At 70.7% G+C, this 13,441-nt stretch carries 14 protein-coding genes; 1 reads left to right on the top strand and 13 read right to left on the bottom strand.

What is annotated here, in order from left to right:
* Window positions 1–8: 8 nt before the first annotated feature.
* Together M4960_RS12510 and M4960_RS12515 are read right to left on the bottom strand one after the other, a co-directional pair.
* Complete coding sequence (locus M4960_RS12510; RefSeq protein ID WP_123294552.1) at window positions 9–2,528, bottom strand: ATP-dependent Clp protease ATP-binding subunit; 2,520 nt, start codon at window positions 2,526–2,528, stop codon at window positions 9–11.
* 223 nt (window positions 2,529–2,751) lie between these two features.
* Window positions 2,752–3,228, bottom strand: a complete 477-nt coding sequence (locus M4960_RS12515; RefSeq protein ID WP_248704411.1) for a Clp protease N-terminal domain-containing protein — start codon at window positions 3,226–3,228, stop codon at window positions 2,752–2,754.
* 70 nt (window positions 3,229–3,298) lie between these two features.
* Between M4960_RS12515 and M4960_RS12520 the strand changes: the two genes are divergently transcribed.
* The gene (locus M4960_RS12520) at window positions 3,299–4,231 is read left to right on the top strand and encodes an NAD(+)/NADH kinase (protein ID WP_111086944.1); all 933 of its coding nucleotides are present in this window, start codon (window positions 3,299–3,301) and stop codon (window positions 4,229–4,231) included.
* Window positions 4,232–4,380: 149 nt separating this feature from the next.
* Here the strand turns inward: M4960_RS12520 and M4960_RS12525 are convergent, their stop codons facing one another.
* The 11 genes from M4960_RS12525 to folP all read right to left on the bottom strand — a co-directional run bounded on the left by M4960_RS12525 (window position 4,381) and on the right by folP (window position 13,433).
* Window positions 4,381–5,439 carry a sigma-70 family RNA polymerase sigma factor gene (locus M4960_RS12525; RefSeq protein WP_248704412.1) on the bottom strand — a complete coding sequence of 353 codons (1,059 nt, stop codon included), beginning with the start codon at window positions 5,437–5,439 and terminating at the stop codon, window positions 4,381–4,383.
* A gap of 378 nt (window positions 5,440–5,817) precedes the next feature.
* On the bottom strand, window positions 5,818–5,949 hold the full coding sequence (locus tag M4960_RS19420; RefSeq protein ID WP_258373406.1) for a hypothetical protein: 132 nt from the start codon (window positions 5,947–5,949) through the stop codon (window positions 5,818–5,820).
* A gap of 180 nt (window positions 5,950–6,129) precedes the next feature.
* Window positions 6,130–6,333: a hypothetical protein gene (locus M4960_RS12530; protein ID WP_111086942.1), complete on the bottom strand. Its 204-nt coding sequence runs from the start codon at window positions 6,331–6,333 to the stop codon at window positions 6,130–6,132.
* A gap of 29 nt (window positions 6,334–6,362) precedes the next feature.
* On the bottom strand, window positions 6,363–7,889 hold the full coding sequence (lysS, locus tag M4960_RS12535) for a lysine--tRNA ligase (RefSeq protein ID WP_131922009.1): 1,527 nt from the start codon (window positions 7,887–7,889) through the stop codon (window positions 6,363–6,365).
* 216 nt (window positions 7,890–8,105) lie between these two features.
* Window positions 8,106–8,798, bottom strand: a complete 693-nt coding sequence (locus M4960_RS12540; protein ID WP_165901135.1) for a Rossmann-like and DUF2520 domain-containing protein — start codon at window positions 8,796–8,798, stop codon at window positions 8,106–8,108.
* Window positions 8,795–10,552, bottom strand: a complete 1,758-nt coding sequence (locus tag M4960_RS12545) for a PH domain-containing protein (protein WP_248704413.1) — start codon at window positions 10,550–10,552, stop codon at window positions 8,795–8,797. The genes M4960_RS12540 and M4960_RS12545 overlap by 4 nt, the downstream gene beginning before the upstream one ends.
* A 9-nt stretch (window positions 10,553–10,561) precedes the next feature.
* Window positions 10,562–11,083, bottom strand: coding sequence for a PH domain-containing protein (locus M4960_RS12550; protein WP_248704414.1), 522 nt, complete (start codon window positions 11,081–11,083; stop codon window positions 10,562–10,564).
* 58 nt (window positions 11,084–11,141) lie between these two features.
* The gene (locus M4960_RS12555; protein WP_248704415.1) at window positions 11,142–11,630 is read right to left on the bottom strand and encodes a DUF3180 domain-containing protein; all 489 of its coding nucleotides are present in this window, start codon (window positions 11,628–11,630) and stop codon (window positions 11,142–11,144) included.
* A complete protein-coding gene (gene folK / locus M4960_RS12560; RefSeq protein ID WP_248704416.1) occupies window positions 11,627–12,184 on the bottom strand; it encodes a 2-amino-4-hydroxy-6-hydroxymethyldihydropteridine diphosphokinase in 558 nt (185 codons plus the stop codon). Before folK ends, M4960_RS12555 begins: the two co-directional genes overlap by 4 nt.
* Entirely contained in the window at window positions 12,181–12,570 is a 390-nt protein-coding gene (gene folB / locus M4960_RS12565; protein WP_248704417.1) for a dihydroneopterin aldolase, read from the bottom strand. Before folB ends, folK begins: the two co-directional genes overlap by 4 nt.
* Window positions 12,567–13,433: a dihydropteroate synthase gene (folP, locus tag M4960_RS12570; protein ID WP_208320996.1), complete on the bottom strand. Its 867-nt coding sequence runs from the start codon at window positions 13,431–13,433 to the stop codon at window positions 12,567–12,569. Before folP ends, folB begins: the two co-directional genes overlap by 4 nt.
* Window positions 13,434–13,441 lie beyond the last annotated feature (8 nt).

Genomic DNA, 13,441 nt, shown 5'->3' on the forward strand with positions numbered 1-13,441 from the left:
GTCGGGTCCTAGGACTCGATCTCACCCTGGGGCGCGTCGGTCGCGGTCTCAACCGCGGCTGCGCCGGCGAGGACCTCTTCGCGGCCCGGCTGACGCCCGGTCTCGAAGTGGAACGCACCGTCGACGAAGTCGACCTTGACGTGGTCACCGGCGGTGAGCTCACCCTGCAGGATGTGCTCGGACAGCTGGTCCTCGACCTCGTGCTGCATCGCGCGACGCAGCGGGCGTGCACCGAGGGACGGGTCGAACCCGACCTTGATGAGCTGCTCCTTGGCGGGGAGGGTGAGCTCCACCGTCATGTCGCGGTCGAGCAGACGGTCGGCCAGGCGCTTCACGAACAGGTCCACGATCTGCAGCAGCTCGGGCTGCGACAGCTGCGGGAACACGATCGTGTCGTCGACGCGGTTGAGGAACTCCGGCTTGAAGTGCTTCTTGAGCTCCTCGTTGACCTTGCCGCGCATGCGGTCGTAGCCGACGGCCGAGTCACCCTCGACCTGGAAGCCCACCGGGCCACCGGCGATGCCCTGCGAACCGAGGTTCGTGGTCATGATGATGACGGTGTTCTTGAAGTCGACCACGCGGCCCTGACCGTCGGTGAGACGGCCTTCCTCGAGCACCTGCAGCAGCGAGTTGAAGATGTCCGGGTGGGCCTTCTCGATCTCGTCGAACAGGACCACGGAGAACGGCTTGCGGCGCACCTTCTCGGTGAGCTGGCCGCCCTCCTCGAACCCGACGAACCCGGGAGGGGCACCGAACAGACGCGAGACGGTGTGCTTCTCGCCGAACTCCGACATGTCGAGGGAGATCAGTGCGCCCTCGTCGTCGAACAGGAACTCGGCGAGCGCCTTGGCGAGCTCGGTCTTGCCGACACCCGTGGGCCCGGCGAAGATGAACGAGCCCGAGGGGCGGTTCGGGTCCTTCAGACCGGCACGGGTCCGGCGGATGGTCTTGGACAGGGCCGAGATGGCCTCTTCCTGACCGATCACGCGCTGGTGCAGTGCCTTCTCCATGAAGACGAGACGCGAGGTCTCCTCTTCGGTGAGCTTGAACACCGGGATGCCCGTGGCCTGCGCCAGGACCTCGGCGATGATGCCCTCGTCGACGGTGCCGGACGCGGCGACGTCACCGGCACGCCACTGCTTCTCGAGGCGGAGACGCTCACCCAGGAGCTTCTTCTCCTCGTCGCGCAGCGAGGCGGCCTTCTCGAAGTCCTGCTCCTCGATGGCGGCTTCCTTCGACCCACGGACCGTCGAGATCTTCTCGTCGAACTCGCGGAGCTCCGGGGGCGCCGACAGGATCGAGAGGCGCAGGCGTGCGCCGGCCTCGTCGATCAGGTCGATGGCCTTGTCCGGCAGGAAGCGGTCCTGCACGTAGCGGTCCGCCAGGTTGGCGGCCGAGACGATCGCACCGTCGGTGATGGACACCTTGTGGAACGCCTCGTACTTGTCGCGCAGGCCCTTGAGGATGTTGATCGTGTGCGGCAGCGACGGCTCGTTGACCTGCACCGACTGGAAGCGACGCTCGAGTGCTGCGTCCTTCTCGAAGTGCTTGCGGTACTCGTCGAGCGTGGTGGCACCGATGGTCTGGAGCTCACCGCGGGCGAGGAGGGGCTTGAGGATCGACGCGGCGTCGATCGCACCTTCGGCAGCACCGGCACCGACGAGCGTGTGGATCTCGTCGATGAAGACGATGATGTCGCCGCGGGTGCGGATCTCCTTCGTGACCTTCTTCAGGCGCTCCTCGAAGTCACCGCGGTAGCGGGAACCGGCGATGAGCGATCCGAGGTCGAGCGAGTAGAGCTGCTTGTCCTTCAGCGTCTCGGGCACGTCGCCCTTGACGATCGCCTGGGCGAGCCCCTCGACGACGGCGGTCTTGCCGACGCCGGGCTCACCGATCAGGACGGGGTTGTTCTTGGAGCGGCGGGACAGGATCTGCATGACCCGCTCCATCTCCTTCTCGCGCCCGATGACGGGGTCGAGCTTGCCGTCGCGCGCGGCCTGGGTGAGGTTGCGACCGAACTGGTCGAGGACCTGCGAACCCTGCTGCGCGTTCTGCTGCTGCTCGCCGCCGACGGCGACCGCTTCCTTGCCCTGGTAGCCGGACAGGAGCTGGATGACCTGCTGGCGGACCCGGTTGAGGTCGGCGCCGAGCTTCACGAGCACCTGGGCTGCGACGCCCTCGCCCTCGCGGATCAGGCCGAGCAGGATGTGCTCGGTACCGATGTAGTTGTGGCCGAGCTGCAGCGCCTCGCGCAGGGACAGCTCGAGCACCTTCTTGGCACGCGGCGTGAACGGGATGTGCCCGGTCGGCTGCTGCTGACCCTGGCCGATGATGTCCTGGACCTGCTCGCGGACGGCGTCGAGCGAGATGCCGAGCGACTCCAGCGCCTTGGCAGCAACGCCCTCGCCCTCGTGGATCAGGCCGAGGAGGATGTGCTCGGTGCCGATGTAGTTGTGGTTGAGCATCTTCGCTTCTTCTTGAGCGAGGACGACAACACGACGGGCTCGGTCGGTGAATCTCTCGAACATGTGCTCTCCCTTGGCCCTTTCTGACGGAGCCGACAGCTGGTCCGGTCTCGTCTGAGTCCGGTCACGTACTCCGAGAGTAACCAGCGCTCCCCGTGCGGGCTGCCCCTGTTCGCCGTGGGCGTGACCTCACTGCGCGATGTGCGCAGTGAGCGAACGGAACAGACGACGGGAGGCCCGTGGCGGCGTCCGCCACGGGCCTCCCGTCTCCTTCCCCGGTCGCGTGTCAGGCACGGCGCGCTGCCCGGCGCAGGGCGCGCCGGAAGCGGCGCGGCTCGACGCCCAGGGCGTCGAGGACGTCGTGCGCCGAGCCCATGAAGGGGTCGTCGACGCCGTCGAGGATGGCCAGCACGACGTGCACCGGGCGGACGCGCTCGGCCGGACCGGCGAGGACGGCTGCTCGTGCGAGGACCCGGGCGGCCGCCGGGGTGCAGGCGACCCGGTCGTGCTCGTCGGGGCACGCGGCCCGCGCACCGACGAAGACGCTGATCTCGGAGCGGACGGCTTCGGGGCTGACCCCGTGCGCCTCGAGGACCGGGCGGAACCGGGGCATCCCGTTGCAGAGCGTGACGGCGGCGAGCAGGAGGTGCTCCGCGTCGACGAAGCCGAAGCCCGTCTCGTGGGACTCGAGGTCGGCGAGCAGCACGATCTCGCGACCCAGCCGGACGGTGAGGAGGGCGACGGACAGCTGAGCGATCTGCATGTATTCAGAATATCGCATGCGATGGCAATTGAACAGCCCTCGGTTCAGCGCGGCTCGGTACCATCCGGTCATGGATCAGCCCGTCGTCGGCCTCGTCGTCCACCCGACCAAGAACGTGCAGGAGTCCGTCACGACCCTGCAGCGATGGAACGCGTCCGGCCGGGGCGAGCTCGTCGCCCGCCGAGCCGACGCACAGCGGATCGGCGGGGGCATCACCGCGGTGGAGGACGACGACTTCACCGCACGCGTCGACCTCGTCGTGGCCCTCGGCGGCGACGGCACCATGCTCGGCGCGATGCGACTCGTGGCGAAGCGCCCGGTCCCGGTGCTCGGCGTGAACTACGGCAACGTCGGGTTCCTGGTGGAGATCGAACCGCCCGAACTCGAGGCAGCGCTCGACCGGCTGTCGGCCGGCGAGTACCAGCTCGAGCCGCACCACGCGCTCGAGGCCCGGCTGTCCTGGAGCGGCGCACGCACCGACTACCTGGCGTTCAACGACCTGACGATCGTGCGGCGCCCCGGTTCCGGTCAGGTGTCGGCGGACCTCAGCGTCGGCGGGCTCGGCTACGGCTACTACCGCGCCGACGCCATCGTCGCCGCGACCCCGGCCGGCTCCACCGCGTACAACTACGCCGCGGGTGGCCCGGTGCTCTCCCCCGCGCTCTCCGGGTCCGTCGTCACCCCGGTCGCCCCGATGGCGGGCATCGACCGCGCCGTGGTGCTCGCCGCCCGCGAGCGCTACCGGTTCGACATCGCCGAGGGCACCAGGAGCGCCGCACTCGAGGTCGACGGACTCGTCGTCGGCGAGGTCGCCACCGGAGCGCAGATCGACGTCCGCCTCCGCAAGGACGCCGGCAGCGTCGTGCGACTCGACGCCGAGCGGCACGGACGCACCGGTCGGGTGAAGCTGAGCCTGCTCGACCTGCCGGTACGACCCGACCAGCTCATCGAGCTGATCCCGAGCGACCTGCGGCAGAAGCTCGGGCGCGAACTCGACCAGTAGCGGTCCGGGCAGGCGTCCTCTCCCGCGAACGTGAATGGCCCGCTCGAGCAGTGCTCGAGCGGGCCTTCCCATCACCCCACCGGATCGTCTTCCCACAGACCGACCCGGGTTCCCCTGCCGACGCGAACGCCGGCCGAAGCCTGCTGACCTCAGTCGGTCAGGTACAGCTGCATGTCCTGCGAGACCGCCTTGGCGAACAGACGCAGCTTGGCGCGCGACTCCACCCGGCTGACGGCCTGGCGGGTCGTGTGCACGATCTTCGAGATCTCGTCGAGCGTCATCGGCTTGTCGTCGTCGAGGCCGTAGCGCATGCGGATCACGTTGGCTTCCTCGCTCGGCAGCTCGGCGACGATCGAACGGATGTCGCGGTGCAGGAGCGTGGTCTCGGTGAGCTCGTTCGGGGACGCAGCGTCCTCGTCCTCGATGAAGTCACCGAGCTCGCTGTCGTCCGAGTCGCCGACCACGGTGTGGATCGAGACCGGCTCGTGCGAGCGGCCCTTGAGGTCGACGAGCTCTTCCACCGTCATGCTCAGCTCGGCGGCGACCTCGTCGGGCATCGGCGCACGGCCGAGGTCGACGGTCAGGTCGCGCTCGGTGCGGGAGATCTTGTTGATCAGCTCGACGGTGTGGACCGGGATGCGGATCGTGCGGGCCTTGTCGGCGAGACCACGCGAGATCGCCTGGCGGATCCACCAGGTGGCGTAGGTCGAGAACTTGTAGCCCTGCGTGAAGTCGAACTTCTCGACCGCACGGACCAGGCCGAGGTTGCCCTCCTGGATGACGTCCATGAACGGCAGGCCGCGCTGCGAGTAGCGCTTCGCGATGCTGACGACCAGGCGGAGGTTCGAGGTGATCATGCGCTCCTTGGCGCGCTCACCGTCGCGGACGAGCCAGCGGAGTTCACGCTGCAGGGTCTTCGCGAGGCCCTTCTCGGTCGCGAGCTTCTCTTCCGCGAACAGGCCGACCTCGATGCGACGGGCGATCTGCGCTTCTTCCTCGGCGGTGAGGAGCGAGAGGCGACCGATGTGGCGCAGGTAGTCGCCGACCTGGTCGACGGAGGCACCGCGGACGCCGGCGAGCTGCTCGTCGGCGTCGACCTCGGTGTCGAGGGAGGTCGTCGCGGACTCGGCGCCCTGGGTCTTCGATGCCGCTGCCTTCTTCGTGGTGGCGCGGCGGGTGGTGCTCGGTGCAGCCGGTGCGATCGTCATGGTGTTGCTCCCTGCGTTCGGCGGTGATGGCTTCGTGCGGTGGTGCTGGGGGTGTTGCTTCTGGGTGCTGCTTGGGGTGTTCACGAGTAAAGCGGTCCGGAGGTGTACCCCACAAACCGATCGGAATGATTCTCAGGCATCTCCGTGCTTCGTCATCGAAACCGTCCCCCGTGGGGTACAGCGATGCTGCCAGTGTGGTCCCCCGAACTGCCGCGGATCAAGGGTGTGACGTGATGTTTCCGGCGTTGCAGGAGTGTTTCTCACGCGTTTCCGAACCTGTACCCCGCACCGCCGCGCCTTCCGGACATGCAAAAGGGGTACGTCCGGCCGGATCGATGCGATCCGGTGGTCGTACCCCGAAAACCGAGTGGGTGGGGGTCACCAGGAGGGTTCGAGCCACCCGTCCCGGCGCTTGGACGCCTCGAGGTCGGCGTCTCGGTCGAACTCGTCGTACTCGCTCTCGATGTCACCGACGAGGCTGCGACCCGTGAAGGGATGTGTGGTTGCCATGCGGACGATGCTCACCCCGGCGCGCGACGGCGAGGTGAACGGCGCGTGACCGGTCGAGGGCGCACAGCCGTCGAGCGGGCACAGCCGTCGAGGGGGCGCGGACGTTGAGGGGGCGCGGACGTCGAAGGCCGCCGCCCACGATGGGGCGACGGCCTTCGGACAGGACTGGGTCGGGCGGCGCTACTCGGCCGAGGCCGGTGCCGGCGCGGGGACGCCGTGCTCCCGCTCGAACCGGGCACGCTCCTCGGCCTCGACCTTGGCGTACGCGGCACGCTCGGTGCGGTCGGCCCGCATGATGGCGCGCATCACGAACCAGAAGATGAGGCCGACGACGATGGTCGGCGTCAGGGCGAAGATGATCCCGGTCACGACTCCATGCGGCACCGGAGCATCGTACCCCGGGGAACCGGGACTTACTTCACCAGGGGGAAGAGGATCGTCTCGCGGATGCCGAGGCCGGTGATCGCCATGAGCAGGCGGTCGACGCCCATGCCCATACCACCCGACGGCGGCATCGCGTGCTCGAGAGCCCGCAGGAACTCCTCGTCGACGCGCATCGCCTCGGGGTCGCCGCCGGCTGCGAGCTTCGCCTGCTCGACGAAGCGCTCCCGCTGCACGACCGGGTCGACGAGCTCGGAGTACGCCGTCGCGAGCTCGAAGCCGCGGACGTACAGGTCCCACTTCTCGACGATGCCCGGTCGGGTGCGGTGCTCGCGGGTGAGCGGCGAGGTGTCGACCGGGAAGTTCATCACGAACGTCGGGCGGTCGAGCGAGTCGATCACGAAGTGCTCCCAGAGCTCTTCGACGTACTTGCCGTGCGTGGCGTGCGCGACCTCGACGCCCTCGGCAGCGGCGAGCTCCTGCAGCTCGGACAGTGGGGTCTCCGGGGTGATCTCGCGACCGGCTGCCTCGGACAGCGAGCCGTACATGTCGATGCGCGGCCACTCGCCGCCGAGGTCGTACGTGCTGCCGTCGGGCAGGGTGACCTCGAGCGAGCCGCCGGTCACGGCCCGCGCAGCGCGCTGCACGAGCTCCTGCGTCAGGTCGGCCATCTGCTCGTAGTTGCCGTACGCCTGGTACGCCTCGACCATCGCGAACTCGGGCGAGTGCGACGAGTCGGCACCCTCGTTGCGGAAGTTCCGGTTGATCTCGAACACCCGGTCGATGCCGCCGACGACCGCGCGCTTCAGGAAGAGCTCGGGCGCGATGCGCAGGAAGAGCTCGGTGTCGAACGCGTTCGAGTGGGTCACGAACGGCCGAGCCGAGGCGCCACCGTGCTGGGTCTGCAGCATCGGCGTCTCGACCTCGAGGTACTCGTGCTCGGTGAAGGTCTGGCGGAGCGAGGACATCACGGCGGCGCGGGCGCGGACGGTGGCGCGTGCTTCGTCGCGGACGATGAGGTCGAGGTAGCGCTGGCGGACCCGCGTCTCCTCGTTCAGCTCGTTGTGCAGGTTCGGCAGCGGCAGGATCGCCTTCGCCGCGATCGCCCACTCGTCGACCATGATCGACAGCTCACCGCGGCGCGAGGAGATCACACGGCCGTGCACGAACACGTGGTCGCCGAGGTCGACGAACTCCTTCCAGCGAGCAAGGGACTCGTCTCCGACCTCGGCCAGGGACACCATCGCCTGGATGCGGGACCCGTCGCCGGACTGCAGCGACGCGAAGCAGAGCTTGCCGGTGTTGCGCGAGAACACGATGCGGCCGGCGACACCGACGACATCCTGCGTCTCCTCGCCGGTCTCGAGGTGCGCGTACTGGTCGCGGACCGCCGGGATCGTCGTCGTGATCGGGAGCTCGGCGGGGTACGCCTCGATGCCGGACTCGAGCAGCTTCGCCCGCTTGTCGAGCCGGACCTGTCGCTGCTCGCTGGTCTCCTGCTCGGCCAGTGCGGCGGCGTCGGCGATCGCGGTGTCGGTGGTGGCGGTCTCGTCGGTCATGCGGGTGCGGCTCCGATGGTCGTGGGGGTCGGGGAAATGCTACCCGCGCCGCGAGCCCGCCCCCGAACCGTGCCCGGGCGGGTCCTCTCGACTGGTCACGACTCCCCGCCGGCGCGGCGCCGACCGGTCACGTTCCGTCGGCCGGAGCGCTGCGGGCCGACGGCTCGTGACCACTCGGCGGAACTGAGCGGGGAGTCGTGACCGACCGCCATGCCCCTACAGCGTGGACTGCCCGTCGGCGGCCGTCAGTGCGTTGTCGACGGCGGAGCGGACGAGCGCACCGAGCACCCGGCCGGGGTGGTCCACACCGATGCCGGAGAGCGTGCCCGCCGACTGGTCCACGATCGCCGTCGAGAAGCTCACGGCGGCGCGGACGGCGTCGGCGTAGGCCGGCCGGTCCCCCTCGGCGATGACGAACGGCTCGGCGCCCATCTCGACCACCAGGGCCTGCGCGATGGGCAGCACGGGCGAGGGAGCGGTGACCGCGCAGTAGGCGTCACGGAGCCGCGACAGGTCGACGCTGGTGCCGGTGAACGCCATCGCGGGGTGGATGGCGAGCGGGATCGCGCCGGCCGCCATCGCGGGAGCGAGGATGCCGACGCCGTGGTCCGGGCTGGTGTGCACGACGAGCTGTCCGGGCTGCCAGATGCCGGCGTCCGCCAGGCCCTGCACGAGCGAGGCCAGCTGGTCGTCCGGCACCGCGAGCAGCACGAGTTCGCTCCGCTCGACCAGGTCCGGCGTCGCGAGCACGGGAGCGCCGGGCAGCATCGCCTCGGCACGGTCACGGCTCTCGGCGGACACGGCGGTCACCCCGACGACCGCGTGCTCCGCGTTCGCGAGTGCGGCGCCGAGCACGGGTCCGACCCGTCCGGCACCGACGACGCCGACGCCGAGGCGCCCGGCCCTCATCGGACGGCCCCGGTGGGCGGGACGTCGCTCCACCCCGGTCCGGGAGGCACGGTGCCGGGCCGGTGGTCGCCGTCGGGTCCGGCAGGGGCTCCGGTCCCGGGCCACGGAACGTCCGCAGCGTGCCTGGCGGACTCGGGACGGGCCTCCCGTTCGCGCCACCGGTGGGACGTGTCGACCGCAGCGGCCTCGACGGCGCGCTGGGTGGTCTCGGACCACAGACGCTGCGCGTCCCGCGCGTCGAGCGCACCGACGCGGGCCGAGACGGGCCCGGCGACGGTGTGCACGTGGACGGCGGCGAGCCGCAGGGCACGCTCGAGCGGACCCTGCTCGACCTTGACGCTCTGCACCCGGGGCAGCGGCACGATGACGAGCGATCGCCAGACGGCACCGAGCCGGAGCAGCACCGCGCCCTGCACGAACCGGTACCCGTTGCGCCGGAACGCGAACGGCCGGAGCCAGGCGCCGCGGCGCGGGGAGTGCACGAAGCCGCCCTGGTCGCCGCTCGTGGTGAGGCTGTCGTCGACGACGCTGACGGCCTCGGCGGAGCCTTCCCGCAGGGCCTCCTGCGAGGCCTCGGGGCCCGCGACGACGGTGCCGACCAGGCCGGGCAGGATGATGTCGAGGACCTCGCGGACGTCGGCCGCGGTGCCGACGGGCAGCACGATGGCGGAGGCCTGCTGGTTGCTCGACGCCCCGTTGCCCGCGTTCGTCGCCCGGTTGATCCGGACGTCCCACCAGCCGAACGGGCGCCAGAGCAGCGGCTGCGCGACGCTCACGGCGTGGATGCGGCCGGGGGGCAGTGTCTCGTTGGAGGTCGACACGAGGCCGAACCCGATCCGGATGCCGTCGCGGGTCTCGGCGATCGTGTACTGCAGCGACCGCGAGAACTTGCGGACGTAGTAGCTGCCCGCACCGATCACGGCGGGGAACAGGCCGAACAGGATCCCGTACTCGCCGGTGAGCGCGACGCTGACGATCATCGCCGCCACGGCCAGCAGGATGAAGACGGTGGTGCCGGAGAGCAGCATCGACGCGATCAGCCGGCCGGGCTTCACCTTGACGATCCGGGTGGCCTGCACCGCGGCAGCGTCGAGCTCGGGCGAGAACATCTCGTCGACGCGGTCCTGCAGCACACCGTTCGACCCGCGCGCCGGACCACTGCCACGGTCGTCGTCCTTCGCACCCGAGGCGAGCACGAGGATGCGCAGCCGCAGGTCGTCGGCGGCCTTCACCCCGAGGTACGCGAGCTGCACGTTGGCATCGTTGCCAGCCTGGGCGATCTCGAGCTTCGCCGTGCCGAACACCCGCGGGATGAGCGGACGCGAGATGTTGATGCCCTGGATCCGGTCGAGCCGGGCCTTGCGGTGGTTCCGGAACAGCACGCCCGAGCGGACCTCGACGATCTCGCCGGTGACCCGGAACTCGTGCATCCGCCAGGACAGGTAGAAGAGCCCGATCAGCACGAGCAGGAACACCGCGACACCGAGCAGCACCCAGCCGACGACGCCGTGCTCGTAGACGTAGCGGACGGGGTCGCCGTCCTGCTGCTCGCCGCCGGGGATGAAGAACTCGACGAGCTGGTCGCGCAGGCTGTTCAGCACGTAGCCGAGGATGACGATCAGGAAGATCCCGCCCTTGAGCAACGGGGTCAGCGGGTGCAGGCGGTGCCACTCGCCGTCGGTCAGTGGCGCTGCGGCAGCGGCGTTCCCGCGCGTGGGCGGGGCGGGCGGCGGCGGGCCGGGTCGGAAGGTCACCGCGACCCCCTACAGCCCGGCGCGGCGGGACTCGGCGAGCTCGACGAGCCGGTCGCGCAGTTCGTCGGCGTCGGTCGCGGGGATGCCGGGGATGCGGACGTTCGTGGCGGCCGCGGCGGTCACGAACTTCAGCTCGCTCATGCCGAGCGCCCGGTCGAGCGGACCGCGCGCCACGTCGACGAGCTGCATGCGCCCGTACGGCACCGCCGTGAAGCGCTGCCACATCAGGCCGCGGCGGACCACCAGGTCGTCGTCGCGCAGGGCGTAGCCGATCGCACGGACCCGGCGGGGCGTCAGCGCCGCGGTGACGAGCGTGATGACGAGCACCACGATGCCGACGAGCAGCCAGACCGTGCCGGCGCCCGAGCCGAAGCCGTCGTTCACGATCCCGATCAGGACCAGGCCGGCGGTCACCACGAGGCCGATCACCAGGGTCGTGATGAGTTCGGTCCACACGAGCTTCGCGGACACCCTGGTCCAGTCGATGCCGGTCAGGCCGAGGCCCGGCTCGTCGAGTCGTTCACGCGCCATCGCGGGCCTCCAGTGGGTGTGCTCGGGTCAGTTCGCCGTCGTGCGGGGTGCGCTCGGGTCAGTTCGCCGTCGTGCCGTTCCGGGGGTCGCCCGGCTCGTCGTCGTCGCTCGGAGGAGCGATGCACATGCGCTCTGCCACGAGTGCGCAGACCGTCAGCACGATCCCGCCCCCGACGACGACCACGTTCGGCAGGGTCGAGCCTAGCGAAGGCGTCACCGAGCGGGTCAGGAGGTACACGACCAGCCCGATCGCGAAGCCGCCGAACAGGACGCCGCAGATGCTCGAGGCCTTCGCCAGCACCACCACGCGCGTGGCGTAGAGCGGGTCGACCGGGCGCTGCCGGCCCGCGCCCTCGCGGGCGTGCCGGCGGACAGGACGCGCCATGAGCACGACGGCGACGCCGATGAAGGCGAGCGTGATGCCGAGCGGCACGGCGAGCAGCAGCGTCGGCGACTGTCGCGACGCGAGCACCGCGTCGAACGCGAAGCCCGCCACCGCGGTCACGACGGCGATGCTGAACAGGGTGGAGAGACGGGTCGGCTTCACGGCTGGGTCACGTTCCCTTCGGCGGTGGCCCGGGAGGCGCGGGGTACGTCCGCGAACAGGCGCGGCTCGTCGACGCGCTCGGTGTCGTCCCCGACTGCGGCGAGCAGGTCGGCCACCGGTCCGGCGCCGGGCAGTACGGCCGCGGGGTCGGCGTCGAGCCACGGTGCGAGCACGAACGCGCGCTCGGCGGCACGGGGGTGCGGGACGGTGAGCGTGGCGGTGTCGATGCGCAGGTCGTCGACGGCGACGACGTCGAGGTCGAGGGTCCGGTCGCCCCAGCGGACGTCGCGGGTGCGGCCGTGCTCGTCCTCGATGCCGTGCAGCGCGTCGAGGAACGCCTGCGGCTCGAGGTCGGTGTCGACGACCACGACGGCGTTGCGGTACCGCGGTTTGGTGTCGTCGCGGCCGTCCAGGGTGACGGCGACGGACTCGACCTCGTGGCTCGACGCCACCGGGTGGACCCCGGGCAGCGCGGCGACCGCTCGGGCGGCGGCGCGGAGGGTGCTCCCCCGGTCGCCGAGGTTGGCGCCGAGCGCGACGACGACGCGGCTCACTCTTCTTCCTCGTCCGGCACGGTCGCCCCGCGGGCACGGCGGATGGTGATCGAGACGTCCGTGAACGGCACGGTGATGGGTGCCTGCGGCTTGTGCACGGTGACCTCGGTCGCCAGGGCCGCACGGTGGGTGAGCACCGAGGCCGCGATGCGCTCCGCGAGGGTCTCGATCAGGTCCACCGGGTCGCGTTCGATCTCGGCGACGACCTGCTCGGCGAGCACGCCGTAGTGCACGGTGGCGTCGAGGTCGTCGCTGCCCGAGGCCGCGCGGGCGTCGAGCTCCACGGCGACGTCGACGACGAAGTCCTGACCGTCGGCTCGTTCGTGGTCGAAGACCCCGTGGTGGCCGCGGGCGCGGACCCCGACGAGGCGGATGGTGTCGTTCACGAGCGAGCTGCCCTCCAGGCGTCCCAGACGTCGAGCACGGCACGGGTCGGTGCCGGGTCGTGCACGCGCACCCCCCACGCGCCGCGTTCGGCGGCGAGCAGGCTGATGGCGGCGGTGGCGAGGTCGCGGTCCTTCGGCGGGGCGCCCTCGGGGCTGCCCACTCCGTCCAGGAACCGCTTGCGTGATGCGGCGACGAGCACCGGCAGGCCGATCGAGGCGAACCGCTCGTAGCCGGCCAGGATCTCCCAGTTCTGCACGCCCTGCTTGGCGAAGCCGAGGCCCGGGTCGATCACGACCTGCTCCTGGCGCACCCCGAGGACGATGAGCTCGGCGACCCGCATCTCGACCTCGCGACGGACCTCGTCGACGGCGTGCACGTACTCGGCGTTGCGGTACATCCGGTCGCTGTGGCCACGCCAGTGCATGACCACGAACCCGGCCCCGGTCGACGCGACCACGCGGGCCATGTCCGGGTCCGCCAGGCCGCCGGACACGTCGTTGACGATCGCGGCGCCGAGTTCGACGGCCCGTTCGGCGGTCGAGGCGTTCATCGTGTCGACGCTCACCGGGATGCCCTCGGCGACGAGCTGCCGGACGACCGGCAGGACGCGCTCCTGCTCGACCGGCACCGGCACGCGCTCCGAGCCCGGCCGCGTCGACTCCCCACCGACGTCGATGAGGTCGGCACCCGCGGCGACGAGGTCACGCGCGTGCTGCACGGCGGCGTCGTAGGCCTGGTGCAGCCCGCCGTCGCTGAACGAGTCGGGCGTCACGTTGAGGATGCCCAACACCCGCGTGCGGTCCGGTGTCGGACCGCCGCGGGTGTCGAGCCGACGAGCACGTCTCGTCGGCAGGTCGGTCATGCCGGCCC

Origin of the sequence: Curtobacterium sp. MWU13-2055 (assembly GCF_023242305.1) — a bacterium.
In the GTDB taxonomy this organism is placed as follows: domain Bacteria; phylum Actinomycetota; class Actinomycetes; order Actinomycetales; family Microbacteriaceae; genus Curtobacterium.